This is a genomic window from Rhizobium sp. NLR22b, assembly GCF_019685295.1.
Lineage (GTDB): Bacteria > Pseudomonadota > Alphaproteobacteria > Rhizobiales > Rhizobiaceae > Rhizobium.
In genome coordinates this window covers 33,734-59,527 of record NZ_JABDWM010000005.1, presented here as the reverse complement: position 1 = coordinate 59,527, position 25,794 = coordinate 33,734, and the positions used below count along the sequence as shown (strand labels likewise).

At 60.6% G+C, this 25,794-nt stretch carries 39 protein-coding genes and 1 tRNA gene; 22 read left to right on the top strand and 18 right to left on the bottom strand.

Annotated elements, in window-relative coordinates; genetic code table 11:
• Positions 1-6: 6 nt before the first annotated feature.
• The 6 genes from HJC00_RS10185 (at position 7) to HJC00_RS10160 (ending at position 6,148) form a co-directional block, all read left to right on the top strand.
• A complete protein-coding gene (locus HJC00_RS10185; protein ID WP_221163976.1) occupies positions 7-1,701 on the top strand; it encodes an iron ABC transporter permease in 1,695 nt (564 codons plus the stop codon).
• Positions 1,689-2,708 (top strand): ABC transporter ATP-binding protein, encoded by a 1,020-nt coding sequence (locus tag HJC00_RS10180; protein WP_221153449.1) that lies wholly within the window; start codon positions 1,689-1,691, stop codon positions 2,706-2,708. The genes HJC00_RS10185 and HJC00_RS10180 overlap by 13 nt, the downstream gene beginning before the upstream one ends.
• A 117-nt stretch (positions 2,709-2,825) precedes the next feature.
• A complete protein-coding gene (locus HJC00_RS10175) occupies positions 2,826-3,935 on the top strand; it encodes an endonuclease/exonuclease/phosphatase family protein (protein WP_221163975.1) in 1,110 nt (369 codons plus the stop codon).
• Positions 3,936-3,943: 8 nt separating this feature from the next.
• Entirely contained in the window at positions 3,944-4,714 is a 771-nt protein-coding gene (locus HJC00_RS10170) for an NUDIX hydrolase (protein WP_210630777.1), read from the top strand.
• 227 nt (positions 4,715-4,941) lie between these two features.
• Positions 4,942-5,853 (top strand): PhzF family phenazine biosynthesis protein, encoded by a 912-nt coding sequence (locus tag HJC00_RS10165; RefSeq protein ID WP_210630779.1) that lies wholly within the window; start codon positions 4,942-4,944, stop codon positions 5,851-5,853.
• 219 nt (positions 5,854-6,072) lie between these two features.
• Positions 6,073-6,148, top strand: a tRNA-Lys gene (locus tag HJC00_RS10160).
• Positions 6,149-6,235: 87 nt separating this feature from the next.
• Here the strand turns inward: HJC00_RS10160 and HJC00_RS10155 are convergent.
• The 14 genes from HJC00_RS10155 to HJC00_RS10090 form a co-directional block, all read right to left on the bottom strand.
• Entirely contained in the window at positions 6,236-7,447 is a 1,212-nt protein-coding gene (locus HJC00_RS10155) for a hypothetical protein (protein WP_221163974.1), read from the bottom strand.
• Positions 7,407-7,691: a hypothetical protein gene (locus HJC00_RS10150; RefSeq protein WP_259672222.1), complete on the bottom strand. Its 285-nt coding sequence runs from the start codon at positions 7,689-7,691 to the stop codon at positions 7,407-7,409. The genes HJC00_RS10155 and HJC00_RS10150 overlap by 41 nt, the downstream gene beginning before the upstream one ends.
• Positions 7,688-8,098: an HNH endonuclease gene (locus tag HJC00_RS10145; RefSeq protein WP_221163973.1), complete on the bottom strand. Its 411-nt coding sequence runs from the start codon at positions 8,096-8,098 to the stop codon at positions 7,688-7,690. The genes HJC00_RS10150 and HJC00_RS10145 overlap by 4 nt, the downstream gene beginning before the upstream one ends.
• Positions 8,095-8,646 carry a J domain-containing protein gene (locus HJC00_RS10140; RefSeq protein ID WP_259672221.1) on the bottom strand — a complete coding sequence of 184 codons (552 nt, stop codon included), beginning with the start codon at positions 8,644-8,646 and terminating at the stop codon, positions 8,095-8,097. The genes HJC00_RS10145 and HJC00_RS10140 overlap by 4 nt, the downstream gene beginning before the upstream one ends.
• 32 nt (positions 8,647-8,678) lie before the next feature.
• Complete coding sequence (locus tag HJC00_RS10135; protein ID WP_221163971.1) at positions 8,679-8,987, bottom strand: hypothetical protein; 309 nt, start codon at positions 8,985-8,987, stop codon at positions 8,679-8,681.
• Positions 8,984-9,682, bottom strand: coding sequence for a hypothetical protein (locus HJC00_RS10130; protein WP_221163970.1), 699 nt, complete (start codon positions 9,680-9,682; stop codon positions 8,984-8,986). Before HJC00_RS10130 ends, HJC00_RS10135 begins: the two co-directional genes overlap by 4 nt.
• The gene (locus HJC00_RS10125; RefSeq protein ID WP_221163969.1) at positions 9,675-9,986 is read right to left on the bottom strand and encodes a hypothetical protein; all 312 of its coding nucleotides are present in this window, start codon (positions 9,984-9,986) and stop codon (positions 9,675-9,677) included. Before HJC00_RS10125 ends, HJC00_RS10130 begins: the two co-directional genes overlap by 8 nt.
• Positions 9,976-11,166: a recombinase RecT gene (locus HJC00_RS10120; RefSeq protein WP_221163968.1), complete on the bottom strand. Its 1,191-nt coding sequence runs from the start codon at positions 11,164-11,166 to the stop codon at positions 9,976-9,978. Before HJC00_RS10120 ends, HJC00_RS10125 begins: the two co-directional genes overlap by 11 nt.
• Positions 11,166-12,167: a PD-(D/E)XK nuclease-like domain-containing protein gene (locus HJC00_RS10115; RefSeq protein WP_221163967.1), complete on the bottom strand. Its 1,002-nt coding sequence runs from the start codon at positions 12,165-12,167 to the stop codon at positions 11,166-11,168. Before HJC00_RS10115 ends, HJC00_RS10120 begins: the two co-directional genes overlap by 1 nt.
• The gene (locus tag HJC00_RS10110) at positions 12,160-12,366 is read right to left on the bottom strand and encodes a hypothetical protein (protein ID WP_221163966.1); all 207 of its coding nucleotides are present in this window, start codon (positions 12,364-12,366) and stop codon (positions 12,160-12,162) included. The genes HJC00_RS10115 and HJC00_RS10110 overlap by 8 nt, the downstream gene beginning before the upstream one ends.
• Before the next feature lie 25 nt (positions 12,367-12,391).
• Positions 12,392-12,589, bottom strand: a complete 198-nt coding sequence (locus tag HJC00_RS10105) for a hypothetical protein (protein WP_221163965.1) — start codon at positions 12,587-12,589, stop codon at positions 12,392-12,394.
• Positions 12,582-12,845 carry a hypothetical protein gene (locus HJC00_RS10100; RefSeq protein WP_221163964.1) on the bottom strand — a complete coding sequence of 88 codons (264 nt, stop codon included), beginning with the start codon at positions 12,843-12,845 and terminating at the stop codon, positions 12,582-12,584. The genes HJC00_RS10105 and HJC00_RS10100 overlap by 8 nt, the downstream gene beginning before the upstream one ends.
• A 512-nt stretch (positions 12,846-13,357) precedes the next feature.
• Positions 13,358-13,792: a hypothetical protein gene (locus HJC00_RS10095; RefSeq protein WP_221163963.1), complete on the bottom strand. Its 435-nt coding sequence runs from the start codon at positions 13,790-13,792 to the stop codon at positions 13,358-13,360.
• A gap of 104 nt (positions 13,793-13,896) precedes the next feature.
• A complete protein-coding gene (locus HJC00_RS10090; RefSeq protein ID WP_221163962.1) occupies positions 13,897-14,655 on the bottom strand; it encodes a helix-turn-helix domain-containing protein in 759 nt (252 codons plus the stop codon).
• A gap of 24 nt (positions 14,656-14,679) precedes the next feature.
• Here HJC00_RS10090 and HJC00_RS10085 point away from each other — a divergent pair, with 24 nt between their 5' ends.
• From HJC00_RS10085 to HJC00_RS10040, 10 genes are all read left to right on the top strand, one after another.
• Entirely contained in the window at positions 14,680-14,889 is a 210-nt protein-coding gene (locus HJC00_RS10085; RefSeq protein WP_311044169.1) for a YdaS family helix-turn-helix protein, read from the top strand.
• A 99-nt stretch (positions 14,890-14,988) separates the two neighbouring features.
• Positions 14,989-15,159, top strand: a complete 171-nt coding sequence (locus tag HJC00_RS10080; RefSeq protein ID WP_221163961.1) for a hypothetical protein — start codon at positions 14,989-14,991, stop codon at positions 15,157-15,159.
• Positions 15,156-15,485: a LexA family transcriptional regulator gene (locus tag HJC00_RS10075; protein ID WP_221163960.1), complete on the top strand. Its 330-nt coding sequence runs from the start codon at positions 15,156-15,158 to the stop codon at positions 15,483-15,485. Before HJC00_RS10080 ends, HJC00_RS10075 begins: the two co-directional genes overlap by 4 nt.
• Positions 15,482-15,649 (top strand): hypothetical protein, encoded by a 168-nt coding sequence (locus HJC00_RS10070; RefSeq protein WP_221163959.1) that lies wholly within the window; start codon positions 15,482-15,484, stop codon positions 15,647-15,649. Before HJC00_RS10075 ends, HJC00_RS10070 begins: the two co-directional genes overlap by 4 nt.
• On the top strand, positions 15,646-15,870 hold the full coding sequence (locus HJC00_RS10065; RefSeq protein WP_221163958.1) for a hypothetical protein: 225 nt from the start codon (positions 15,646-15,648) through the stop codon (positions 15,868-15,870). Before HJC00_RS10070 ends, HJC00_RS10065 begins: the two co-directional genes overlap by 4 nt.
• 165 nt (positions 15,871-16,035) lie before the next feature.
• Positions 16,036-16,479, top strand: a complete 444-nt coding sequence (locus tag HJC00_RS10060) for a hypothetical protein (protein ID WP_221163957.1) — start codon at positions 16,036-16,038, stop codon at positions 16,477-16,479.
• Positions 16,480-16,482: 3 nt separating this feature from the next.
• Positions 16,483-17,013: a hypothetical protein gene (locus tag HJC00_RS10055; protein ID WP_221163956.1), complete on the top strand. Its 531-nt coding sequence runs from the start codon at positions 16,483-16,485 to the stop codon at positions 17,011-17,013.
• A gap of 112 nt (positions 17,014-17,125) precedes the next feature.
• Positions 17,126-17,746, top strand: coding sequence for a hypothetical protein (locus HJC00_RS10050; RefSeq protein WP_259672220.1), 621 nt, complete (start codon positions 17,126-17,128; stop codon positions 17,744-17,746).
• On the top strand, positions 17,743-19,125 hold the full coding sequence (locus tag HJC00_RS10045; protein WP_221163954.1) for a DUF4942 domain-containing protein: 1,383 nt from the start codon (positions 17,743-17,745) through the stop codon (positions 19,123-19,125). Before HJC00_RS10050 ends, HJC00_RS10045 begins: the two co-directional genes overlap by 4 nt.
• Positions 19,122-19,691 (top strand): MT-A70 family methyltransferase, encoded by a 570-nt coding sequence (locus tag HJC00_RS10040; protein WP_311044168.1) that lies wholly within the window; start codon positions 19,122-19,124, stop codon positions 19,689-19,691. The genes HJC00_RS10045 and HJC00_RS10040 overlap by 4 nt, the downstream gene beginning before the upstream one ends.
• Before the next feature lie 23 nt (positions 19,692-19,714).
• On the opposite strand, the gene HJC00_RS10035 is transcribed toward HJC00_RS10040, so the two are convergent.
• Together HJC00_RS10035 and HJC00_RS10030 are read right to left on the bottom strand one after the other, a co-directional pair.
• Positions 19,715-19,957, bottom strand: coding sequence for a DUF982 domain-containing protein (locus HJC00_RS10035; RefSeq protein ID WP_221163953.1), 243 nt, complete (start codon positions 19,955-19,957; stop codon positions 19,715-19,717).
• A gap of 207 nt (positions 19,958-20,164) precedes the next feature.
• On the bottom strand, positions 20,165-20,467 hold the full coding sequence (locus tag HJC00_RS10030) for a DUF982 domain-containing protein (protein ID WP_221163952.1): 303 nt from the start codon (positions 20,465-20,467) through the stop codon (positions 20,165-20,167).
• Positions 20,468-20,610: 143 nt separating this feature from the next.
• Between HJC00_RS10030 and HJC00_RS10025 the strand changes: the two genes are divergently transcribed.
• On the top strand, positions 20,611-22,050 hold the full coding sequence (locus HJC00_RS10025; RefSeq protein ID WP_221163951.1) for a DnaB-like helicase C-terminal domain-containing protein: 1,440 nt from the start codon (positions 20,611-20,613) through the stop codon (positions 22,048-22,050).
• A 5-nt stretch (positions 22,051-22,055) separates the two neighbouring features.
• Here the strand turns inward: HJC00_RS10025 and HJC00_RS10020 are convergent, their stop codons facing one another.
• Both HJC00_RS10020 and HJC00_RS32405 read right to left on the bottom strand, forming a co-directional pair.
• Entirely contained in the window at positions 22,056-22,700 is a 645-nt protein-coding gene (locus HJC00_RS10020; RefSeq protein ID WP_221163950.1) for a hypothetical protein, read from the bottom strand.
• Between the two features lie 21 nt (positions 22,701-22,721).
• The gene (locus HJC00_RS32405; RefSeq protein ID WP_259672231.1) at positions 22,722-23,222 is read right to left on the bottom strand and encodes an HNH endonuclease; all 501 of its coding nucleotides are present in this window, start codon (positions 23,220-23,222) and stop codon (positions 22,722-22,724) included.
• 395 nt (positions 23,223-23,617) lie between these two features.
• On the opposite strand from HJC00_RS32405, the gene HJC00_RS10010 reads away from it, so the two are divergent.
• From HJC00_RS10010 to HJC00_RS09990, 5 genes are all read left to right on the top strand, one after another.
• Positions 23,618-23,914, top strand: coding sequence for a hypothetical protein (locus HJC00_RS10010; protein WP_221163948.1), 297 nt, complete (start codon positions 23,618-23,620; stop codon positions 23,912-23,914).
• Positions 23,911-24,786, top strand: coding sequence for a hypothetical protein (locus HJC00_RS10005; RefSeq protein WP_259672219.1), 876 nt, complete (start codon positions 23,911-23,913; stop codon positions 24,784-24,786). Before HJC00_RS10010 ends, HJC00_RS10005 begins: the two co-directional genes overlap by 4 nt.
• A 206-nt stretch (positions 24,787-24,992) precedes the next feature.
• The gene (locus HJC00_RS10000; protein ID WP_221163947.1) at positions 24,993-25,256 is read left to right on the top strand and encodes a helix-turn-helix domain-containing protein; all 264 of its coding nucleotides are present in this window, start codon (positions 24,993-24,995) and stop codon (positions 25,254-25,256) included.
• Positions 25,253-25,579 carry a GcrA family cell cycle regulator gene (locus HJC00_RS09995; RefSeq protein WP_221163946.1) on the top strand — a complete coding sequence of 109 codons (327 nt, stop codon included), beginning with the start codon at positions 25,253-25,255 and terminating at the stop codon, positions 25,577-25,579. The genes HJC00_RS10000 and HJC00_RS09995 overlap by 4 nt, the downstream gene beginning before the upstream one ends.
• Positions 25,576-25,788, top strand: a complete 213-nt coding sequence (locus HJC00_RS09990) for a helix-turn-helix transcriptional regulator (protein WP_221163945.1) — start codon at positions 25,576-25,578, stop codon at positions 25,786-25,788. The genes HJC00_RS09995 and HJC00_RS09990 overlap by 4 nt, the downstream gene beginning before the upstream one ends.
• The last annotated feature ends 6 nt before the right edge of the window (positions 25,789-25,794 follow it).

The following is a 25,794-nucleotide window of genomic DNA, read 5'->3' as shown; positions in this document are numbered from 1 at the left end:
CCTTCCATGCATGGTTATGTGAGATCGGGAAACAGCCAGCCCGCCTGGCTGTTTCCTTTTATCGTCATATCAGTCCTGATCCTCAGCGTGCTGCCGCTCGCCCGCCTCGCCATGGTCGGCATTGCGGCCTTCGCCAACGGCGGAGTCATCGATGTGCTGAGCGAACCGTCGCTCTGGCAGGCCACCTATTACACCATCGTCACCGCGGTCTTGGGCACGATCATCTCGCTTCTCATCGGCTGCCTCTTCGCCTTCCTGCTGACGCTGACCGATCTTCCCGGCAAAGGGCCGCTCAGCTTCTTCTTCGTGCTGCCGATGATGATCCCGCCGCAGGTGACGGCGCTTGCCTGGGTGCAGATGTCGGGGCCGTCGAGCCCGTTGTTGAAGGCGCTCTCGCTTGCGCCGCCGCTGGGGTCGCCGCAGCCGCTCTATTCGGTGGGCGGCATCGCGCTGCTCTATGGCGTGCAGCATGCGCCGCTGGTCTATCTGGCGCTCAGGGCCGGGCTGATGACGCTGCCGCGCGACGGTGTCGAGGCCGCGCGGCTTTCCGGCGCCTCGAGCCTCAGGGTGTTCCGCGACATCATCCTGCCGCTGTCGCTGCCCGGCATCATCGCCGGGGCGGCAATCTCCTTCGTCTCCTGCACCGGCAATTTCGGCATTCCCGCCATTCTCGGCATCCCGGCCTCGATCTATACGCTGCCGACGCTCATCTTCACCAAATTCTCAGCCTTCACCAGCCGCACCTTCGGCGATGTCGCCGTGCTCTCGGGCATCATCGCGATGATCTCGGTCGCAGGGCTGATGATCCAGGACCGGGCGCTCAGAGGCCGGGACTATCGTGTCATCGGCCTGTCAGGGGCAAGTGCCGCTTTCCAGCTCGGCCCCTGGCGCTTCCTTGCCACGCCGCTTCTCTGGGCGATCCTGTTCTTCATGCTGGCCGCACCCTTCTCCGCGCTCGTCGCCGGCGCGCTGGTGCCGGCCTATGGCGTGCCGCTCACCTTCAAGACCATGTCGCTGCATGCCCTTCAGGAGATCCTATTCCGGCAGGCGGTCACGCGCACGGCCTTTGTCAATTCGCTGTCGCTTGCCGGCGCCACCGCGCTTGGTCTGCTCGTCGTGACGGTGCTTGCGGCTTATGTGCTGACGCGGCGCAGAGACCTGGCGTCGCGCATCGTCGCCAGCCTGATCGAGATACCCTATTCGCTGCCCGGCATCGTCTTGGCGGTCGCCTTCATCCTGGTCTTCGCCGCACCCGTCCCGGTCCTCAACATCTCGCTTTACGGCACGATCTGGATCATCCTGATCGCCTATTTCTCCTCCTTTTTCGCCGTCAGCCTAAAACCGCTGATCAGCGCCTTCCACCAGCTCGATCCAGCGCTGGAAGAGGCCGCACGGCTTTCCGGCGCCGGCTTCGTCCGCCGACTCTTCGATATCATCGTGCCGCTGATTGCGCCCGCCGTCGGCGCCTCGATCATCCTCGTCTTCCTGATCGCCTGCGACGAGCTGACGATCTCGGCGCTGCTCTGGTCGGCCGGCACCCAGACGCTCGGCGTCGCGATCTACAATCTCGATGACAGCGGCAGTTCCAACCTTGCTTCGGCGCTCTCAGTGCTCGTCGTGCTTATGGTACTCGTCATGATGCTGCTGCTCGAGCTTCTGGCCAAACGCCTTCCGAAAGGGGTGGTCCCATGGCGCAACTGATCCTCAATCAGGTGGCCAAGGATTTCGGCACCGGAAGGGCGGCCGTCAGCGGTTTTTCGCTCGATGTGCGCGAGGGCGGTTTCCTGGCGCTGCTCGGGCCTTCCGGCTGCGGCAAGACGACGGTGCTGCGGATGATCGCCGGTTTCGAGGCGCCTTCCGACGGCTCGATCCATCTCGGGGAGCGGCTGCTTGCCGATGCGGCGCAATCGCTGCCGCCGGAAAAGCGCAATATGGCGATGGTCTTCCAATCCTATGCGCTCTGGCCGCATATGAGCGTGGCCGACAATGTCGGCTATCCCCTCAAGGTGCACGGCATCTCGGGTGAGGCCTACCGGGCGAAAGTACAGGACGCGCTCTCCACCGTCCGGCTCGCCGATTACGCCGGGCGGCGGCCGGCCGATCTCTCCGGCGGCCAACGCCAGCGAGTGGCGCTCGCCCGCTGCCTGGTGACGTCGCCTGACGTCGTGCTGCTCGATGAGCCGCTCGCCAATCTCGACCGGCACCTGAAGCAGGAGATGGAGGAGACCTTCCGCGAGTTCCACCAGCGCTCGGGCGCGACGATGATTTACGTCACCCACGATCAGAGCGAGGCGATGGCGCTCGCGACCGACGTCGCCGTCATGTCGGAGGGCCGGCTGCTGCAGGTGGCATCGCCGGCCGAAATCTATGCCCGGCCGGACGGCCGCATTGTCGGCGGGCTGATCGGGCGCGGCGCGATCCTGACGCTGCCTGTGATGGGCGGCGAACGCCATCTGGAGTGGGATGAGTTGCAGGATGCGCTGCAGGCGGCCAATATCGATGGCGCCGATATTCTGGTGCGGCCGGAGGATGTGATCATCGGCGGCGAGGGCGCTCCCGCGACCGTCGAATCCGTGCTTTTCGAGGGCGAGCGCTACGCCGTCAAACTGACGCTCGGCAACGGCCAGACGCTGCGCGCCTACAGCCGCGTCGTCGTCGAGGCCGGAGAAGCCGTGCGTGTCGTCATCCGCGCGGGGTGGCGGCTCTGATCGAGATAATCGCATCCGGGGGCGGCAAGAGGGGCGTTTGTCCGCAATTTTCTCGGCCCGCCACCTTTTCCTGCAGCGATTGCCGGATAAGGTACTGCGCGCAACCGGACTCATTCCATGTCGCTTCGCCTCGCCACTTTCAACGTCGAAAACCTGCTCACCCGTTTCGATTTTACGGGTTTTCGCAACCAGCTTCGCCAGGACCGCGTCATCAAGCTTTTCGAGGTGAACAGCGAGGGCGTCTATCAGCAGCTCGAGCAGGCGCGCGTGATCGCCGCCACCGATGATACGAGGCAGATGACGGCGCTGGCGATCGCCGATGCCGACGCCGATATCCTCTGCCTGCAGGAAATCGACAATATGGCCGCTCTTCAGGCGTTCGAATACGGCTATCTCTTCCGCATGGTCGGAAACGGCTATCGGCAGAAATTCCTGGTCGAGGGCAATGACAGCCGCGGAATCGATGTCGCCGTACTGATGCGCGAGGAAACGCGCGACGGTCAGAAGATCGAGCTTCGGGATATCAGAAGCCATGCGATGGCGACCTATCGCGATTTCGATCTCTTCGACGAGGAACTGGCGCTTACCAACCGTATCGACGACAAGATCTTCAAGCGCGACTGCCTGGAGCTCGACCTCCTGATCGGCGGCAGGCCTTTCTCGCTCTATGTTGTGCATTTCAAGTCGATGGGCAATCCGCGCGACGGGCTGGACGGGCGGCAATCGACACTGCCGCTCCGTCGCGCCGAGGCGCGCGCCGTGCGTCGCATCATCGAGGACCGCTTCGGCGCCGGCCACACCGCCTCGAAGAGCTTTGCGATCTGCGGCGACATGAACGACTATCAGGAGCGCGTCGCCGTCGTTGGGCGGCGCGGCACCGGTTATCATTTCGAGCATCAGGCGGAGACCGAAAGCGCGCTCGACGTCTTCAGCCATGACAGTTTTGCGGAAAATGTCGTCCGCCGTCGTCAGCCCCTCGACCGCTGGACGCTTTATCATGCGCGCGGGCCGCAGGAGCAGCACCTCTGCCAGCTCGATTATATCTGGCTTTCGCCCGCACTTGCCGCCCATAATGCCGGCCGCCTGCCCGAGATCATCCGCAGCGGCCAACCCTACCGCACCATCTTCCCGCCGGGGCAGGAGGTGGAGCGTTATCCCCGTACCGGCTGGGACCGGCCGAAGGCCTCCGACCATTGCCCCGTCATCATGACACTGGATCTCCCCTGAAAGCGAACATGAAAACGAATTTGAGCAGAAATTTTCCGAACGCCGATTTTCCCGATGATTTCGCCGGCTGGCCGCCGGAGAACACGGTCTTCCCCATCGCCGGCGTTGATCTCCGCGTCCTGCCCGGCACTCATCCTTTCGTCGCCGCCGAGGAGACGGCGATCCGCGAGAATTGGGTGAGGGAGATCGCCGCCAACCCGGCGCTCTTCGATGGGCGGCTGATTTTCCAGCAGCGGCTGTCGCTCGGTAAGGAAGGAATTTCGGGTGAGGGCTACGTCACGCCCTTTTCCGCCTTCATGTACTGGCGCCGCCAGCCCCAACGCCAAGGCGGGCTGCACATCTTCGCCTATCCCGTGCTCGAAAGCTCCGACGGCGCGCTGGTTGCGATCCGCATGGGTGCGCACACCGCCAATCCCGGCCAGGTCTATTTCGCCGCCGGCTCGCTGGAACCCGAGGATATCTTCAACGGGCGCTGCGACATAGAAGCCAATATGCGCCGCGAGGTTCTCGAGGAAACCGGCCTCAATCTTTCCGATTCGGTGGCGGGGCAGCAGCTCTTTTCCAGCCACGCCAGGCGTACGGTGACGTTGCTGAGGCTCTTCCGTTTCGACCTGACGGCAGACGAGATGGTCGATCGGATCGAGGCCCACATGCTGGTCGCCGAAGACAAGGAGATCGCGGGTGCGGTGGCGATCCGTTCGGCTGATCGTGACGCGTATCCGTATAACATCTCCATGCTGCCGGTGATTGACTGGTATTTCGGGAAGAGTGGCGCATAGGGCGCGGCAATCGGAGGCCGCCCTCGTCCTTCGAGGCCCCTTTCGGGGGTACCACACTCGTCAAGCGCTTCCGAGAAAAAATCGATTTTCATTAACGATCCCGCGCAAATTGCGGGCTGCCGACGTCTCGTGCCGGAGACGGGTTGTTCTTACCCGAGTTAGCGCCTTGCACTCGGTCGCATGGTCGGGCAGGTTGGCGGCGCGACGATCGATTCAAGGAGGCCGATGTGGCGCGAAGCTACAGCGTCTATGACGTGTTCACCGATCGAAAGCTTGCGGGCAATCCGCTGGCGGTGGTTTTCGACGGCGACAATCTCAGCGACGAGGCGATGCAGGCGATCACCCGGGAGATCAATCTCTCCGAAACGGTTTTCGTGCAGCCTTCAACCAATCCCGCCTACGCGGCGAAGCTCAGAATCTTCACGCCGGGCCGCGAGCTGCCCTTTGCCGGTCATCCCACAGTCGGCACGGCGGTGGCGCTGGCCGAGCGGGCTCATGGCGCAGCGGCGCTCGATCTCGTCATGGTGCTTGAGGAAAATGTCGGGCCGGTGCGTTGCGCCGTGCGGCTGAGGCAGGGCGAGGCGAGCTTTGCCGAATTTGACCTGCCGCGCAAATCGCAGCAGGCCGTCATGCCGCTCGACAAGCTCGGTATTGCCGATGCGCTGTCGTTGAAGGTCACCGAAATCGGCTTCGAAAACCACGTTCCGTCGGTCTGGAGCGCCGGCGTTCCGTTTCTGCTCATTCCGGTGCACGATGTCGGCACGGCGCAGCGGGTGGAATTCGATCCGCAGCTTTGGGAAAAGATCGTGCCCTTCGTCGATGGCGCGCTGGCCTCGGCCTATGTCTATTGCCGCGGCGGCGTCAACCACGTGGCGAAGTTCCATGCGCGCATGTTCGCCAGCGGCATGGGCATCGTCGAGGATCCGGCCACCGGGGCGGCGGCGGCCGCTCTCTCCGGCGCAATCCGCCATTTTGACCGGCTGACCGACGGGCACCACCCGATCATGATCGAGCAGGGCGTCGAGATGGGCCGTCCGTCCTTCATCCACCTGCATATCGATGTCGAAGGCGGGACGATTTCCAACGCGCGGATCGGCGGTCAGGCGGTGCGACTGGCGAGTGGCACACTCGATCTTTGAGTTTATGAGAGCGCCGCGCTCCGGCAGGCGGGACGCTCTATCACCTTGAATTGGCGCATCATCCCTCGCGGAGATCGTTTCCGATTTTTAGGATTGTGCGCCGCATTTCGGCGCTGCGGAAAAATCTTTGAGATTAACCAAAGAATTTTCGCTGATGCGCTGGACAAGCCTGCCGATCCTGTTTATACGCCCCGTCACACCGCGCAGCCAAGCGCGAACGGGTGATTAGCTCAGTTGGTAGAGCAGCTGACTCTTAATCAGCGGGTCGTAGGTTCGAGCCCTACATCACCCACCAAAAACCTCTTGAAATGATTGCGTGATCTGTAATGGGCCAAGGGCGTTTTGCGTTCTGGTTTCCAATAAATTGGAAACGGTTTCCAATTCACGTTCCGTTCCTGTTCCTGAAAGCGGACGGTTCGATCTCGCTCCAGCGGCTCTCCATGAGCTTCATTGCATCGCGCGCCAGGCTGCGCAGAGCGACTTCTTTCCCATAGTGCTGAACCATCTGCGCCGACATGTTGCAGATCGCGCCGACCTGGTTTTCGGTGCACCCAACCTCCAGCAGATTGATCACCGCGTTCTTCCGCAAGCCGTGAAACACGATTCGTTCCTCGCGGAATCTTTTGAACGCCTCCTCGTCCATCAACCTCTGCCACTCGGTGCGGAAGCTGTCTGCGGTCTTGTAGAATTTGGTCCGAGATCCGGCATGCAGCATAACGCTGTCGTTGGCCGGTACGCGATCGATCCATTTCCGATAGGCCGAATGGATCGGTATCCAGACGGTCTTCTTCGTCTTCTGAGCCTTGACCGCGATCGTGGTTTCCCCGGCCTTCGGCTTCACCATGGCGATCACGTCACCTTGCCGTTGGCCGGTGAAGAACGCCGACATGGCGATCATCTGCATGTGGAAGGGAGCGTGCTCGAACAGGATCTCGAAAGCCCAATTCGGCCATGGAACCCACGGCTCGCCGCCGGGGATCTTCTCGGTATGTTCGACAGGGTTGCCGGAGCAGTATCCGCGCGGGACGCCCCACGCCATGAGGCGGGACAGGAAGGCGCGGAACTGGTTGGCGCTCGCCGGGGTATCTCCCAGCTCATCGATCATCTGCTGGGCGTCAACGGTCGTAAGATCGGCCGGCAGCTCGTCGCCGACCAGCTCGATGATCATCTTCCCGGACGAAGTATAGCCGCGGCGCGTGGATGCCGAGAGGGCCGTCCAGAATGGGTTGTCGTCATTCTGGAACGTCTCGACCATGGACTTGAAATCTTTGACGCCTTCCCGCCCGCGCTTGAGAAGAGCTTCAAAAGCCTTCTCCGCCGTCGGCCAGAAATCCTTTTCCGTGTGGTCGGGAAGTCGCTTGCCGTCCAGCAGAAAGCCCTTCTCGTCGCGCTCCATGGCTTCGCAGATGGCGACACGGGTCTGGAAGTCACGTTCCAAGGGCTCAGGCAGCGCGAGAGATGGCCACGCGTCCTTGGTGTTCCTGGAGCGGGTATAGAAGGTGTAGACCGTCTCTGCGCCGTTCTTCCGCCGCTTGATAACGCGGTGGACGTGCTTAGGCAGTTCGACCGTTCCGCTTTTCCCTGATCTTCTCACGGAATTTAGCTCCAATGCCGGATGCGGTTTCAGCCACGCCGATGTTCATCGCGCGATCCAGATCATCCCGATACCAAAACTTCCGTCGTGTCGTGTCAACCACGCGTGGCGGCGGATATGTCGTGCCGACGCGATCGAGGAAGTCCTCGACGTGCTTTTCACCGCAATAGCCCGCAGCCAACTCCGCGGTCATGCGGGGCGGCCAGCTGCCGGCCGGTATCAGAGAATGGCGGCGGGCCGTCATCTCGTCTCCTCAGCCGGCTTGAAAAGGGGCTTGGGCGGCAACGTTTGTTTGTTCTGCCGGCGCGAAGCCTTCTCGGATTTCGGGAATCCGGCTGACCTAATCTTGCCGACCGGCCGCAAAACGCCTGAGGCCTTATCGCGCTGCCGGTCGGATTTGCGGATCTGCTGGATATCGCCGCGTGTCTTGAACTTGTTGCAGGTGACGCAGATTGCCCTGCAGTTCTCCAGGCTGGCGTCGCCGCCGAGCTGGTCGGGAACATCGTGGTCGAATATGACGCCGAGTGACAGATCGCAGTTGCAGCGCTGACCTTCCTCAAAGCCGTACCGCTTTCCAGAGGCTTCGCAGCGGTGACCGGAGCGTGCCAGGGCGGCGCGCCTGATGGCGCGGGTGAATTCGGTTCGGCTCATTGGCCTATCTCCCGCAATGCTTCTTCACGCGCGCGATTGAGCTCGGCCATGGCATCGTGTGAGCCGCTGGGAGCATCGGGATGCGCTTTCTTCGAGGCTTGCCGGTACGCTGCGTCAACCTGCTCGCGCGTCACCTTGCCCGGATCGAAGCCCAGAATATCGCGCCATGTACGCTTCGAAGCAGCACCAGGAGCTGGCAGCGCAGCGAAACTGGTGAAGGTGGCGCGCACCAGGGCTAAGGTGCCGTGACGCAGCTCGGTCCGCCGGGCCTCGATGATGTGATGGATCGCCTGCAGGTTCGCTTCAACCTTGGCGTATCGGTCGACCGGAATGCAGACAGTCATTCCGTCCCAGACGAACCAGACTGCGACGCCGGGATCAGATGGCTTCTCCGCGCCGAGGGTTACGTTGCTGGAAATGACCACACTGGACAGCGGCTTTCCGCTGTCCGCGGCGAAGCGCTTCAGGCTGTCTTTCACGTTATTGATGGCGCCAGCGAGCGTCGTGCGGAACTGGCCAGCCTCGCGCGCCCTGGTGTAGCGCGCCATCGTCTCTGGCCATTGGAGAGGATAAGGGATCATCAGTGACGGACCTCCCTCGGGTCGGCGGTATCCGCGATGATCCCGGCCGCCTGCGCGAATGCCGCCGGCAAGGATCCGCGGATGGCTTCGATAAGGTGTGTCTCCGGCGCGTTGATCATGATTTTCATGGTGGCGGCCAGGGACACAGTGAGAGCCGTCATGATCGCCTGGGCCTTTGCCTCCGGAGAGAGACCGGCCATCGCCGGCGCCTTCGTCCATTGGCGGTGGATCAGATCGGCGATCTCCTTGCGCATTGCTTCGGTGCCGACCTCGAACGGGTCAGCTGGGTTGAAGGGTTCCATGGTCATGCCACCCTCGCGATCTGGTCGATGTTCTGTTTGACGACGGTGAAGGTGTAGGCGACAACCCAGGGGTTGGCTTCCCACGCACCGGGACCGTTGATCTCAGTCCAGAGAGACGCGTAGGAAGCTACGGCTGTATCTACGTAGCTATTCCAGCCACCGTCGCGGTATCGCTTCCAGTGGCAGCCGTACGGCAAGAAATCCGTGAACGGCTCGATGCCCTCGGCGATGGCGTCTGCCTCGGTAATGTCCTGCAGCCGCTCCACCCGCACGTCGGTGACGGTGAGCATCAGGCGGGAGGCCCAACGGGGCATGTGGATTGATGGACGCCACCGACCGGGCTTCGAGCGATCCCATTCCGCTGCATAAACAGCAGCGTCGTGGTCATCGTCGGGGCGCAATGTCTGCTGGACGCCTTCACTCATCCGATACGCGGTGCGCGGCACGATAGCGGGGTTTTCCTTTACCCACAGACGATCGCCGCGCTTAATCCTGATGTCTAGTTCGCCCGCATAGTTGCCGTAGACGCTGCGCCGCTCGAATGAATGATACGGTGAACCATCGATAGGCCGGATGGTTTTGCGAATGATGCTGATGCCAAGCGCAGGCTGGAACTTCAGTGTGCGCCGCGTTTGCGTCTTGGTCCCGGCGAGGAGGGCTCGGACCATAGGCCCGCTGAACAGAATGGGCCGATCAGCCATTGGCCTTCTCCATTTCCGCGCGGATCGCGGCGCGATTAGCGGCGGAATCCGATTTGAACTTCTGCAGTGCGAGATTGCTCAGCAGCCCTGTGTCCACGAACATGAGGCATCGGCCGTTCGAAAGCTGAAGCTTTGGGATCAACAGATGCAGGATGCTGGAGTCATCATTGCAATCTCGATAGCTGTAGAGGAGATGAGCGAGCCACACCGGGCATTCGTCCTGGTGTAGGCACCGGTCGCAGTATTCCTCCTCGTAGAGCATGCCTTCGGTGCCGTTTGGAAAATACCCCATATCAGCCTCCAAGCTCCTCGACGGAGCTCCCGAGCGCGTCGGCGAAGAAGTCCAGCGCACTCTCGAGGCTCGTGTTTCCATTGAAAATCGCCCGCATCGATCGGGAGATCGCCTTGGCCTTCTCCTGGCCTTCGGCGGACATCTTCTTGATCTCCGGCGCCCATTCCTTCTCGATCGCCGACAGGACAGAGCCGGTCGTTTCCGCGTTTGCGGCAAGCGGCAGGACATCCTTCGCAAAGTCGATCAGGCGCTGCGTTTCGAGATCACGAGCCTCCGGTGACGGCGAGGGGGTGGTACCATCACCGGAGGGCTCGTCAGCCGACACAGGTCCGCCACGGGATTCCGTTGTGTCGGTATTGGTGGGCACTGCGGAGGAGGGGGACTCCGCAGCGCCGGCAGACGAGAATGAGGGGGGAGGCTCATCTGCGTCCGGCGAGTTCGGCGCGCCGGATTGGAAATTATCATCGTCGGTCAGGATTTCGCCCGTCAGGGCGCTATCGGTCTCGGACTGGACGAACGACCGGTCAAAGCCCTCGCGCGTGCCGGCGGGCTCCTGTGTGGCGTTCTGGCGAAGGCGCTGCATGACAGAGGGTTGCGGGGTGATGTCGCGGGCGTTGTCGGGGCCTTGGAACTGTTCGGCTTCCTCACGGTCGTAGACACCGAGGATGACTTCCGGGGTGTAGCGTCGGGCCCAAGAGCGAGCTGAGAAGTAGCCGAGCTGCTGCGCGGTATCAGTCTTCCAGAGCGGCGAGTTCTTCGGGGTGATCGCCCCGACGGGCGGTGACGTGTAGGAATATTCTTCCCCATCGAGCACGCCTGTGACCGTGCATGTCATCTGATCGCCAGCACCGTCATAGCGATATTTGAGACGGCCCTTTATGCCGGACCGGGTGTTGACAACCGCGGCGATAAGCTGCGCCTCATAGGCGATCGTGCCGTTGACCTGATAGGATTTGCCGGCCACAGCGAACGGGTTCATCTGCCAATCGAGAGCCTGCAGAGCCACGGCCATGCATGCGCCGGCATTGCCGCGCAGGTGCTTCGGGAGTGCGATATCGGCTCGGCACATGACCTCCGCGAACTTGACGACCTCGGCCAGGTTTTGCGGAGCGATCTTGGCGCCGGTTGATCCGGTGGACATGCCGACCGAGTCCATAGGGAGGCGTTCGGTGCGTTCTGCGATCTGGTTCATTATGCGGCCTCCAGCTGGGTTTTGATGCGGGTTTTTGCCCACGACGGCATTTCGGTGTAGGAGACTTCCCGATCGAAGCCGTCGTATCCCGGCCACCGGCTCTCGCTCAGGCAGCGCTTGACGATCTCGATCGCGACACGAGCCTGGCGCTCGCCAAGATCGATGTCCTCGTCCTTCAACTGCATGACGCGCACGTCATAGGGCGGGGCTTTCTCGACGAAGACGAAGGTGAAGCTGCTGAACGCCTCCGGCCCGAGAACATTCCGGACTATCATCCGCAGCAAGCCGGCCTGGACGTGGTAGCCGTGGTTGAAAATCGCCTTGGAAACGCTTTCGTCGTCGACCGCCGCGGCGGTCTTCAGATCGACGAAATCGCCGCTGTCGTTCGGCACGACGTCGGGGCGCGCCTTCAGCCAGATGTCGCCGTCCTTGCAGAACAGGCTTCGCTCGATGCGGCCGTTCAGGATGCCGAGGCGGATGGCCTCTTTTTTAGCGAGGGCATCGGCGATGTTGCGAATATGGCCGATCTCGGTCTCGGTGATGACGACCCGGCCCGACTTCGCCTGCTCGGCCAGCCATGCCTTGCACCAGTTCGACTGGCCGCTCCAGGGCTTGTCATTGCCCTTGTCGTCGGGATAGGTGGCGGGCCGAAGTGAATAGCGCTCCTTGAAGCCCTCCTCGCCAAGGAGAAGCATATGAGCGGCCTTCCCGAACTCCAGGCTATCTTTTTCCGGCCTGTCGAACGGTGTCGGATTGTAAGGCGAAAAGCCCCAATATTCAGACGGTCGCCGCAAAACGGCGCGAAGCCCAGTACTGGAAATTGAAAAGCCGTCGAACAGATCGGTCTTGCCGTGATAGTCGTCGATCGGCACACAAGAATAGACGCCGCGGCGGACGATTGGGTTGCCGTTCCATTTTTGCTCGGCTGTCAGGCCGGCGACCAGGCTGCGCTCGACGGAGCCAAGGGACTGCCATGCATCCCTGTCGACGATCTTATCCATGGCGGATGTTCTCCTGATTTGCGAGCTGCTGCTGGCGAATGCCTTCGTTGCAGCTCGGGATCGATACGAATAGGAAGAGGGACGCGACGATCACCAGCAGGTGATAGCCGACGAGGGCGAAGAACTGCCGGTCTCGCGCCGCTTGGGCCACGCCGGCGCGACGGTTGATCTCAGCCAAGCGGTCTTGGATATCGGTCACGACGTTCCCTCTTGTCTGTGGTTGATCAGGCGTAAAGCTGGTCAGCATCGGTGATGCCCATCATGTTGCGGGCGCGCTTGCTGTATTCGGCGCCGTAGAGCGCATTGCCTTCGATGTACCAAGCGATCGCGACGGCATGCTCTCCCTCGCGACGCTCCTTGGCGTCGGCGTATTCTTCAGCCGCCTTTTCCTGCAGGGCGCAGATGTTGAAGAGATCACGCATAGAGCTGATCCTCATCGGTTATGCCCATGATCTCTCGGGCATAGCGGTAGTGCTCGACGACCGATGCCGTGGCGCCGCGCATCCACGACGGGCCGCGAACGGCGTGCTCGGGACGCTGCAGGAAGACGAAGCCGAGAGCGCCCATGCGCTGCGCTTCGATTGCCTGGTAGACGTCACAGTCAGTCAGCGTGCGAGCTACATTCCAGCGAGCATCGCGCTTGCTCTGCTCGGTCTCGATCTTGCGAATGTGCTGCATGGCGCCCCGTCCTCAGTCGGTTCAGCAGGCCGTTTCGCGGACTTCGCTTAAAGCGGTCTCAATCGGCTGCTGTGAGAATGAACGTAAAGATAAACTATACAGAGCGCAAGAGGCGCTAAGAAAAAAGTTTAGTATGACTAGACAGAAAAAATCGACGAGCGTATGTCTCTGCACATGAGGGGCGCTTGCAGCAGCTGGTGATTCCCTTCGAATTGAGGGGCGACCGGGTGCAACTCCCGAGCTGGTGAAGCCCTAAGCGCGGGAAGCGAAAGTCCTTAAGTGCGCTGCCAGAAAATCAGGACGAGGTCGGTGAATAGCCCCTCTGGCGTGCGTCCCATCCCGGCTCCGGCCTTCAGGACTAGCCATGGTTTCCCCGCCTCATGGGTTGAGTTCCATGGGGTAGGGGGAAGCTATGGCAGGAACCCTCCCTCTCGCAACCTTCAAGAGCTTAAAAGTTGAAGTTGAAGAGAATATCTGGGACAGAAGACAGGTAGTGATTACATGAGGGGCAGCTATTCATCCAAGCACTGGGCCTTGATCATGTCCGCGCGGGCCAGGCGGAACTTCTGAAGCTGCTCATCCATCATCTGCGAACAGGCGACGATCACCTCCTCGCGTTTCGCCCCCGGCGAGCTGATCGGGTGGAGTTCTGCATCCTTTTTAGCTTTGGCGTCCAGCTCACCTGCCTTGACGGTGGCGTCTGCAGCCCTGAGGCCGGAATCGCGCAGCAGCATCTCGATGTTGACCGTACTGCTTTGGGCGAGGCCGGCGCCAGTGTAGGGCGCGCACGCCCAGGCAAATCCTTGATGCGCAATGATTGCCTCGAGCGCCTCGTTGAAGCGAGCATCCACCGCAGACTTATCGGCCTGACACTCCTCCGCGGCGATCGGCGCTGCCGCCAACACCGCAATCCAAAAAACACTTGCAAATCGAACGCTGCGCAGCATGAATCGGCCCTCCCGCCGCCCGTGATCGCTGAAGGGTAGCAAGTTCAGAAAAATATGAAAGTGATGCGTGCGTACGTCCGACCTGGGTACTTTGAGGCGATAGCCTATAAGCCTGACTTCGAGACCTTGCGCCGGCGCTCGATCGGCGACCATTTGGCGATGACGATGTCAGTCACCGTGATTTCAGTATCGCCATCGCCGGAAAGCTCGATATCCGCCTGCCAGTCTGGATCCGTGCTTTCTGGGCGTAGAAGCCACCGGCCGTTTTCCCAGATCAGTGTCTTGGCCGTGTATTCGGCAAGCCCATGCTGCAGGCGACGGACGATTACCAGGTCGCCATGTTCCGGCTCCATGCCGCCGGCGTGCAGCTCGACTGCGTGCAGATATTCGCCACTGGCCGCGACCTTGTTGATGCTGTTTCCTGAGACCCTGTAGAGCCGCTGGCCATAGCCCGGATAATCTGGATGCGTGGCGACCGGCTCATAGGTTCTTTCGAAGCGGACACTTGCCTCTTTCCACATCCCGGCCGCGACTTCGCCAACGACCTCGAGGCCGATCCGGGGTGACGACGGATCTTCGCCTTCGATGCCGTTGAGCAGCCAATGAAGGGGCTTCTTTGTCGCCTCGGCGATCGCCTGAAGCGTCGCGTGACGGGGGCGAACTTCCCCGGACTCCCATTGAGCGACAGCGCCGCGCGTCTTCCCAACAGCGGTCGCAAGCTGCTCTTGGGTCATTTTCGCGTCAGATCGCGCTTTGAATATTCGTTGGTTTAGTTCCATGACGGAAACATAGTCGTCAGGCTGTACAAAATCTCCGATAGTCTCACTTGACGTCATGTTAGTTAAACTGTACATCTTGCTCATCCTCGCTAGATAGGGAGTAGGGACGTGCAGAAGCTGACTGGAATGGATGCGGTACGGGACAGGATGCCTCTGGCACGCCTGGCCCGTGAGATCGGCATCACTCGCGGCGCTGTCGCCCAGTGGGACAAGGTTCCGGCGGAGCGCATCGGCGATGTCAGCCGGGTTACCGGCATCGCCTTCGAAATCCTTCGGCCCGATCTGTTCAACGCAGCGGCTCCGGAGAACGTGTCGTGACCTGGCTCTCGGACATGGGCCCCTTCGGCGCTCTTGCCGTCGTCGTGGCCGCCGTCGCGGTCGCAGTCCTCCTCAAAGACATCTACCTCCGGTGACACCATGACCAGTTCCGTTGACGCGGCCCGCAATATCCACAGCAAGCTCCTGCGGCCAACGTTCCACATCTGCAAGTCCTGCAGCCGCACTCTGTCGGTCGCCGAGTTCATCGAGCGCCACTGCGAGAACTGCAAGCGCGACGTCGAGGTCATCGCGACCAAGGAGCCGGCATGACCGACATCACCGCGATTGCTCAAGACCTCATCCGGACCGATCCCGCGCTGGCTGTTGAGGTTCATCGTCTTGTCTCCGATGTTCGCGCGCTCGACGCCATGAACAAGGTGCAGCTGCCTGCACGCCAGCGCGAAGCCCTTCAGGCGATCCGATCCTTTATCGCAGAGAACGAATGCTCGCCGAGCCTCTCGGAGCTCGCTGATCGTCTTGGTCTCGCATCCAGAAGCAACGTCCATCGGATGGTGGTCGACCTGGAGAAGCGAGGGCTCATCAAGCGCAGCAAGGATCACCACCGAGTCATCTCAGTCGTGGAGCACGCGGCATGAGCGACTTCATCACAGGGTTCATCTATTGCGCCGCCGCCGCCGGCTCCATCGCTACCATCATCTTCTGCGCCCGCCGTTGCAGCCGGTCGTCGGTCGATGAACTCGACTATGGCAACGGCAGGCCCGATGGCTGGGTTGAGCATTCGACGGAGGACCATCGGTGACCGCGATCCTGTCCTTGCTGATCTATTCCTCCGCCGTTTTCGCGATCTGCTTCCAGATCAAGCGTTCAGCCGTTCCCGATGCCGACGGCAATCCCATCACCGCCGAGATCATCCAATTCCCACGAAAAGGGGAGGTTTTCAAGCATGAGTTCCGCCATGGCGCTTCGGGTTCCAAGCTTAGCGTCCGGGTGTCCTACCAATCATTCGGCACAACCAAATAGGGCGACCGCATGAGGGGTCATTGCATTCAAAACAGCTTCGGCGCCCACGCCTGCCAGCTTCGGCGCCTTGCTGCTCTGAGTAAGCGTTTCGGGAGGTCTGAGTAGCGTCCTGGGTCCGTCGGTTCCTCCTGATCTGCAAATAAAAATATCAGGAGAGAGCCGAGCATGAACAGGAAAATCCCAGACCGAATTTTGGCAACCATTAACAACCAGGGAAAGTCGAAAGCGATGTTAGTTTCAGTCGATGCGTTCGGCCCCAGAGAAGCCGATCACTTCGCGAGGAAGATGATCCAGGCCGAGAGCCGGGGCTCTGGCGATCAAATGAACGCAATGGAGAGGGTAGCAACTCGTTGCGGGCTCACCGCGCGCCAGCTCCGCAGATTTCTACAAGGTGAAGTCAAAAGCCCAGGTTGGGACCTGGTTAATGGCATCCTCGCCGGATGGTTCTCCCTTTGGGAGGAGAAGATCCGCGCGATGCAGGATGAGGTGAAGGCCGTCAGAGAGAGGTGCACGGGTGATAGTCACGAGGATCTTATGGCTGAAGTTGCGGCTCTGGAAAGTGACATTGCAGCTCTGGCTGCGAGGGTCAGGCAAGCGAAAGGAAGGTGACGAATGACTGCAGCAGCGACAGTCGGCGATAACACGAAGGCGGACCGCGAGCGGCGCGTCCGGTTCAGCTACTATCACCGCAAGGACAGGGAAATCGCGGCGAAGATCCGCGAGCTCAACGAGCAGAAGAAGTCCAACAGGCAGAACGCCAAGGCCGCCGGCTTCCCGTCTGCAAAGCTCGACCACTATCTCAAGGCCTTCCTGGCGGAAGACCAGCAGAAGCCGGTCGATAAGCACCGGTCTGAACGCGAAAATCTGATCTGGCTGGGCCTGATCCACGACAACCCGCAGGGCGACCTTCTTGCCGATCGAGCCTCCAAGGAACAGCTCATCGCCGCTCAGGGCTTCCATGCCGGTCTGAATGGCCTCGACCGCGTCTCCGGCTATTCCGCCGGCAGCAGCGAGGACAAGACCTGGCTCGAGTCCTACGACGCCGGCCGTAAGGAATACGACACGGTTCTTCCCGACATCGAGGCCCGGATCAACGCCGAGGCGGACAAGGAATCGCCCCCGGAAGGCGGCGACGAAGACTAACGAACCTCCCGGCGGCTCGGCACCTCCCAGCCTTGAGCCGCCCACCTAAGCCGCGCGAATGCGGCGCTTTCTTTTTCTACGAGGGCGCATCGTGATTGTGATGGGACTAGATTTGGCCACCCGTTCTGGCTGGAGTGTCAGGAATAGCGACAAGCACCGGTCATCGATCATCTGCGGCACATTTTCGGTCGCCGAGAACAATCAGGGCGACAAGCTGGAGTGGGAAAGCAAGTACCCGGTCGCCGCCAACCTGTTCTATCGCATCGTCAAGGAACATAACCCCGACTTCGTCGCGATCGAGCGCCCCGAGCACGGCGTCCGCCAGTTCAAGAAGAAGGGCAAAGCCGACCTGACCGGCAAGGAAGAGATCGTTTCGACGATCAACCCAGCCGCGCTGCAGCTGACAGGCATCTTCGGCGCCATCGCCGGCGTCTGCCAGATCCGCGGCATTCCCTTCGGCACTATCGCCGCCGTCTCCTGGCGTCCCGTCTACTTCGGCAAGGGCGTAAAGCCGCCGGAAGGCAAGGACTGGAAAGACCTGGCGATCGAATACGCCCAGCGGGAGCACATCGCCCTCCCGTCCACCAAGGCTGAGCAGCGCGACGCAGCCGAGGCAATCGGCATCTGCACGTGCTGGGCCCAGTGCGCCATCCCCGAAATCAAGTGGATGCAGGAGCGGTTCATGGCTCTCAGGACCGGCGCATTCGATGCGAAACGGAGGGCAGTGGCATGAACCAGCTGATCACCCGCGCATCAATCGCTGAGATCGCCAGACATCGTGACGCCGCCCTGACAGCCTTCGAAGCTGCCCGCCAAGCCGAAGGCTTCGCTAAGCAGAAAATGCAGGAGGCGCACAATCTACTGAAGGTCGCCGCTCCCTTCGCCGCCGGCCTGTTCTCCCATTACGATGCTAAAGATCTCACCGATCGGCATTACATCGACGGTCGCGTCTGGGATTCAGTCATCCACTCATCCGCGCTCAATCACCTTATGGACAAGAAGGCGAAGGACGAGTTTCGCCAGCAACTCCTGACCGAAGCTCCGGAGTTCACCGAAGGGAATGCCTACGCCACCATTGAGCAGTTCGCGGCCGAGGCCGGGATGATCTTCCGCCGCGGCATTGCCGAGATGTTCTCAAACCTCGACCGGCGCTTCCGCTCGCACAGCGGCTGGAAGATCGGCGGCCGGGTGATCCTCTCCGGCGCCTTCGACAGCTGGGGGCACTGGAACTACTACCGGGATCATCGGTCCACTCTGCAGGACATCGAACGGACTTTCCTTATCCTCGACGGCCGCAAGCCGGTTTCTGACTACGCCGGTATTGTCGGCGAGATCGATCGCGCCCGGATGACTGACGGATTCAAAAACGCTCGGCGGACGGAAGTCCAGAGCGAGTTCTACACCGTCCGGATCTTCAAGAACGGCAACGCGCACCTGTGGTTCAAGCGTGATGACCTGGTCACCAGGGCAAACCGGATGATCGGCGAATACTATGGCGAGGTGATTCCGGAAGAGCGCAAGCACGAAGACGATGGCGGCCTGCACGAGCCCAAGCGGGAGATGGCGAAGAATTTCGGTTTCTTCCCGACGCCCGATAGTCTTGCTGATCGAACCGTCGATCTCGCGAGCCTCTATAGCCGCGACGGCGTGCTGAAGGTTCTTGAGCCGTCGGCTGGGACCGGACAGCTTTCCAGGCGCGCGGTCATGGCCGGCGCCGTGGTAGATTGCATCGAATGCCAGCCGCATCGGGCGAATGAGCTGAAAGCCGCCGGCATCTATAGCCGGGTGATCTGCGCCGACTTCCTTGCGCTGAACCCGCGCACCACCGATCTCTATGATCGCATCATCATGAACCCGCCGTTCGATCGCGAGCGGGACATTGACCACGTCATGCACGCGCTGAAGTTCATCAAGAGCGACGGCCTGCTGGTCGCGATCATGTCTGCCCACACCGAGTTTGCCGAGAGCCGCAAGGCCATCGCCTTCCGCGAGCACATCTCCAAGCTAAACGGCGTCTTCTCCGACAATCCGATGAACTCTTTCGCGAGCGTGGGCACCAACGTCAACACGATCACGCTGAAGGTCTGGAAGAGCGGGAGGAAGGTCGGGTGACCAGCTGGTTCTTTGATCCGCTCATGCCGCTGCATTACGAGCTCCTCGTTATCGACTCGCCATGGGATTTCGGCCTTTACAGCGACAAGGGCAACCAGAAGGCGGCGCAGCGGCAATATTCCTGCATGAAGGATGACGAGATCCTGGGGATGCCAGTTGGTCAGCTGGCGTCGATAGATTGCCTTCTCTACCTCTGGGCGACAGCTCCACAGCTTCCTTTGGCAATTGAGTGCTGCAGGGCTTGGGGTTTTGAATACAAGTCCTTCATGGTCTGGCGAAAGCTAACTGCCGGCGGCAAAGAGCGAATGGGGACCGGGTACCGCGTCCGCACCACTGCTGAAATCGTCATTGTCGGCGCGCTGGGCAATCCCAAGCAATCGACAATACCCCGCACAGTGTTCGACGGCATTGCACGCGAGCACAGCCGCAAACCCGACGAGTTCTATGACCTGTGCGATCGCGTCATGCCGCAGGCGCGGCGCGCCGATGTCTTTGCTCGCGAAAGCCGCGCGGGCTGGCATTCCTTTGGAAACGAAGCGACGAAGTTCGATGAGGTGGCCGCATGATGCCGATGCAGACACAACGTCGATCAAGGTCTGAGGATGCCGGCTTCCTCGGCCGCGCGAATGAAGGCGAGCTTAGCTGTCGCGCTGTCAACCTTCCCGTCTATCGCGCCGAGACAGGCTCGTCGAGCAGCGGAAAAGGACTTGCCTCCTTTTGTGGGCCACGAGCTCATGAGGTACGCTACAGCATCGCGCGAGTTGCCGACGCTTCGGAAATGATCGGAATCGATCATCAACTCAATTGGCTTGTCCCACAGATCGCTGCTCATCTTGTCTCCTCCAGCGTGCTGACCGCAGAAGAAATACGCAGCAGACCCACTCGTTCCGCAGATTGCCGCTATGGGACCAAGGTCAGGGGTGCATCTGCGACTAAAGGCCCAGGTGCAAGCAGCATGCGTCGCGCCAACCGCTGGGTCACCTCAGGTATGGCTGATGAGAGAGGCCGCGATCGCAGCCTCTCCACTCGCGCGAATGGATCAGGCGGAAACGCGCCCGCCGCCGGCAGGGGTCTTGATCATCCACGGCTGAATAGCCGGCTGCTTCATCAAGATGCCCTTCTTATTCCCGAACGCGCGAATGGCGTCGCGAGCCACCTGAAGTGGCTTATGCCCGTCGTGAGCCATGTAGCAGGTCTTGAGGGTTGCCTCATGGGCAAGGTCCCGGTCGCGCTCGGGCCAATCTTCAAGAAAGTCAATGGCGTCTGCCAGAGAGTTAATTTCTCGAACCGATCCCTGCCGTTCCTTCAGATAGACGGGGCGATCGAAAATCTTGGAGTTCATTGCTACCTCACTGAAAACGTTGGTGATCAACAAGGATGGCGCGGGAATCCAGCGCCAGCCGAAAATCTATTTTCTCGACTTTTTTGTTTCAAGAGCCGTCGGTGCCTGACAGGGCATTTGTTGCCAGTCTCTGGAGCTGCTGTATGAACGCCCATTCCCGCGACTTCATGGATCGCGTCACCGAAGACGATGTTCTCGAGGCAGAGCAGACGCTTATTGCCTCGGCAATGTTCCTGCCGGAATCCTTCGACAACTGCGGCCTCGAGGCTAATGACCTGTCGATTGGGCTGCATCAGATCATCTTCAAGGCGGCATCGGACCTCCGCGCCGCCCACCAGCACGTCAACCCGGTGTCCCTGAAGCCATACGTTCCCAAGGACGTCCAAGGGCTCAATGTTTCGCCAGCGCAGTATCTGACACGCCTCTCGACCATCGGTGCGCCGCTGCGCCCCGTTGACGTCGATCAGGCGGCGGAGATCGTTAAGGGCAGCGTTATCGCCCGAAGGATCGCCCAGGAGGCGCAATACATGGCCGCGGTGGCCAGCGAAGGCCTCGGGCTTCTGACGATCGGCGACGAGCTCGAGCAGCTGGAAAGCCGGTTGAAGGAGCTTCGGGCTCGGTTCGCCGAAACGACGGCGATATCCTCCCCTGGATCATCCTACCTCACCGCCTTCCAAGCGTCGGCCCGACGCGATGGTGTGATCGGGGTCCCCATCGCACTTCCGGAGATCGCGATGGTTCTGTCTGAGCCGGTGTTTGAGGCCGGAAACCTCTATGGGCTGCTGTCTTCATCGGGTGAGGGCAAATCGTCCCTCACGATGCAGCTCATCTACCACGCGGTGAGCGAAGGTCACCCCGTCCTCTTCCTCTCCTATGACCAGTCATCGGCCCAATGCGTGCGCCAGATGATCGCCCAGGTTCACGGCATTGACGTTCGCCAGCAGCGCGAGCCCAGCCGCCTCATGAGCCAGAAGGAGCAAGACCAGTGCGTCTCCTTCGCGACATGGATCGACCGGCAGCCACTCCAGATCATCCGCTGTCAGCGGGAAGGGGTGACACAGCTCGTCGCCTACGCCCGCCGCTTCATCAAGCAGAAGGCCAACGGCAAGACACCATTCGTGGTGATCGACCATATCGGGAAAGTGAAGCCGCGCGATCCGAAGCTATCGCCAGATCGCATTTCCGGCGAGGTCACTGTCGAGCTAAAGGCGCTCGCAGACGAGACGCAGAGCTCGATCCTCATCCTGAACCAGCGCAACAGCTTCGGAACCCGTCGCGACAATCCACGGCCGATCTCAGCCGACTTGTACGGAGGTGAGGGGGCGCGTGCGGATTACGACGCCGTGCTCACCCTCTACCGGCCTGAGAAATACAAGAAGGAGCGGGAGAAGATCGCTTCGAAGCCTTCAGATTGGACAGCGATCAACAGCGTCTTCGGATCGGATATCGAAGGCATCGCCGAACTCGCCACGATCAAGGTTCGCTTCGGAGATCCCTCGATCGTCGAGAAGGTGAAATTCGAGGCCCGCTTCACCCGCTACGTCTCAATGCGGCCAGAACGCGAGAGGGAGTTGCCACTATGATGTCGTTAGCCAGGAAGGCGCCCTGTGTACTTTGCTGCAAGGAGTTGCCGTTGATGAACAGGACCCAGAACGGATATTTCTGCGACCACGCCAACATGATTTTGACGATGGTCTACGACAACGTGATTGGGTGTCATAGCTATCACACTGAGCTGGATATAATTAGGTCGTTTCTGACGGTCTTCCCATCCCTCGATCACGCGTGGAGGATCGAAGACCGACCCGTCTGGACCGGGAACGACGTTGCCATTAATCTTGATCTTCCAGACGACAAACCGCAGTTCGACAGGGTCAATTGTCAACGAATGGAGGAGAATCGTCCTCCGGTTCCAGTTTACAATTCTGACGACCAGCTCTTCGCCGTCACCAAGATTCGGCAGAACGTCGATTGTTGGTGGAGAGTCGCCGAGCTGAAAATCGGTCTGCTTCTGAGCCGCATCGGCCTGACGATAAAGGCTCCTTATAGTCACTCCGGCTGCTGCGGCGGCGGCCCACCCGCTGAGAGCGCTGACCCATGTGACTATGCAGTTCTGAGTTTGGTCACAAAGCGAATGCTGTGTGATGGGATTGCCGAAGATGGCAACACCTCCAAGTGCGAAGACAACGGCGGGTCCGAGCCAACGCATGATGTGATCTGGGACGAAAGACATAGCCTTACCCTTGCAATTACTTCAGCGACGCACCGGCCGACCAGTTTCAATTTTCTTCATCTTTTCATTGAGAGTCGCATTCAAGGTGATGCCGTCTGCCCCATAGTGAATCCTTCGATGACAATTCGGGCAAAGGGCGATCACGAACCGCGGGTCGTCAGGGCCTCCATCAGAGACACGACGAATGTGGTGCGGTTCCAAGTATGGCGAGCCATTTGCTCGGGCAAATGGTGCGTCGAGCTCGCATCCCTCGCATTTGCCATTCGAACGAGCGAGTACGTAGTTTCGCACATCAGCGGCTCTTTGAAATACGGTTCTCGGAGACGTTCGCGTCCCAACCGAAGGGCTCGAGGCGGCGAATGCTCGTTCCCGGAGGAGTGCGAAATCGATGCCGTTGCTCTCCGGTTCAGCATCAACGACACGAGTGATTGTTTCGAGCGGTCGCAGTTCGAAGACTATCGCTTGGCGCTCTCGTCCGTCTTTTCCGATCGATGGTTCTGTGTGCCATCCTTGACAGACCATCTCGTCTCTGAAGACGACATGACGCTCGGGGTACTGTTTCTCAAAGAAGAGCAGCGACTTTCCTTCGGCGACATGGCTCGCAATAGCACGGTTTCCTCCGGTGAGTTTCATGTCGCCATTTTGTCCTTCGCCAAAATACTCGATCATTCCGTCGGCGTGCTGTCGGTCGTTGTAGCCGAACTCCAACCCACGCTTGCCGCTGATAATAAATATTACCGGGTGTCTGGCAGGTGTGATGATGCCGCTCTGCCATTGGCCCCCGAAGATGGAGTGAATATCCCGCCTACGATTGTAGGCGCTGCCGCGCTCGAATCCCCAGCTCAATGTCAGTCCTCTCGATTTCAGACTCGTCAATCAAACATCGTGAACATTGCCTCATCCTGGAGGGGTGTAGCATGAACGAGTTCGCTGGATTTGCTACTCCTCGTGGCGGCGGCTGGTGGGCTATGACGCGCTTTGCTCGCGACGCCAAAGCCAAGCCGATCCTGGGCGAGGGCGGATCGCCTCTCGTATTTCAAGACGAGCTCTCCACCACGAAGGCGGCTCTGCATCACGTCCTTGCATATTTCAACGGCCACCTAGTTGCGTCGCGCGAGATCGCCGGCTCTTCGATTAGGGAAGCCCGCCGTTCCGCGGCCGATCGGCTGTTTCAGCGCAAAGAGGGTGAACGGGTGGGAGGGCAGAGGGCATGACCGAAATTTTCAAGCTCGAAGCACCAAAGCAGAAGCGGGCCCGCATCCGCCGCGGGGGCTGGTCCTGGGGCCCGGTAGAAGGCGCAAAGCTGCGGGTGCTGTCGCTTGGCGCCGGCATCCAGTCGACCACACTGGCGCTGATGGCCGCTCATGGTGAACTCGACCCGATGCCAGACTTGGCAATAGTCGCGGACATGGAGGAATTGGACGCCACGGAAGCAACTCTCTCCTTCCTCCGTTCGCCAAACGTGTTGCCATTCCCGATCGTGAAGGTCGGCAAAGATAGGCTCCTTTCGGAAGACCTGAAACGACGTGCCGAAGGAACTGGGCGAGGCGTGTCGGTCCCCTTCTACACGAGCAGGGGCCAAGCTAGGCGCCAATGCACCCGCGAATTCAAGGTCGAGGTAATCGAAGCTGAGGTTCGCCGGCGTCTCGGTTATCAGCCTCGTCAGCGCATCCCACCAGCGTCTGCCGAAATCTGGATCGGTTATTCCACCGACGAGGTTGTCAGGGCCGGAGCAGCATTCTCCCCATGGGTCGTGCATCGGTTTCCTCTGCTCGAAAAGCGCCTGTCGATGCGCGACTGCATCTCATGGCTTGAGCGCCACGATTACCCGGTTCCCCAGCGAAGCAAATGCGTCTTTTGCCCGTTCCGCACGAACACCGAGTGGCGCTGGATGCAGGAGAACGAGCCTCACAATTGGCAGAAGGCGGTCGATATCGACAACGCAGTAAGGGCTCACGGGCAGCTCCGCGTCGGTGGTTTTCTTCATCCCAGCTTGAGGCCGTTAGATCAAGCCGACCTCTCTACCGCCGAAGAGCGCGGGCAGGGGAACATGCTCATGGTTTGCGAGGGAGGGTGTGGCCTATGAATGCTCCTCTCCCTCAACCCTTCGACGCAGACGCCTACTGCCGTAACGCAGCAGCCGTCAGAAACCGCCTGATGAACCCGCCAATGCGCCCTACTAAGCCAGTTCTGGTCTCTTCCCAGTCGGAACCGGAGCCGCTCCCTGTGCCTCAGCGCCTGCCCATGTGGCAATGGAGCGATAAGCAGCAAGACGCCCACGTGAAAGCGTGGATGAAGTACAAGATGCACCCGACCAAAGACTACATGCGGCGGCGCTGCAAGGAATTGGGCATCACCATGAAGGATCTGTGCGGCCCGCGTCGGGCGCACCCCCTCGTCGACCACCGCCAGCTCATCATGTGGGAATTGAAGATGATCGTTAAGCCGGAGATTAGTTACCCAGAGCTTGGCAGGTTGTTTCGGCGCGATCATACGACGGCGCTATGGGCTGTCCGCAGGGTTGAGGAACTGAAGGCGAGGGGGCTGTTGCCGTGACAGACGTATTCTGGACCGAGGAGCGCATCGCCAAAGCAGAGAAGCTTTGGAGTGAGGGGCTGTCGGCAAGAGCCATTGCCGACATCGTCGGGTCGAAGAAGAACACGGTCATCAACATGGCGTTTCGGCACCGCGACCGGTTTCCGGCCAGACAAGGACCGCGGCGGCGGGGCCCATATACCCCAACCAAGCCGACCCATTATCCCGATCGTGTGACAAGGATCACGACGTCGGGCGCATCAGTGACGATGCCGCGCGTGCCTACCATTGACGGACCGGCGCCGATCATCCTGCAGATTGCAACAGGGGAGGAAATCCAATGACATCTGTCGAGACTGTCCGCATCACCCCTCGGGAAAAGGAAATCCTGAAACTGGTTGCCGCCGGAAAGACCGGCTGGGAGATGTCCACGATCCTCGCACTATCCGAACACACCATCCGCAGCCACATCCTGAGCGCCAAGCGGAAGTTCGATGCGATGACCATAGCGCACATGGTCGCGCTGGCGTTCCGTGGCAAGATTATCGAGTAGGGGCTG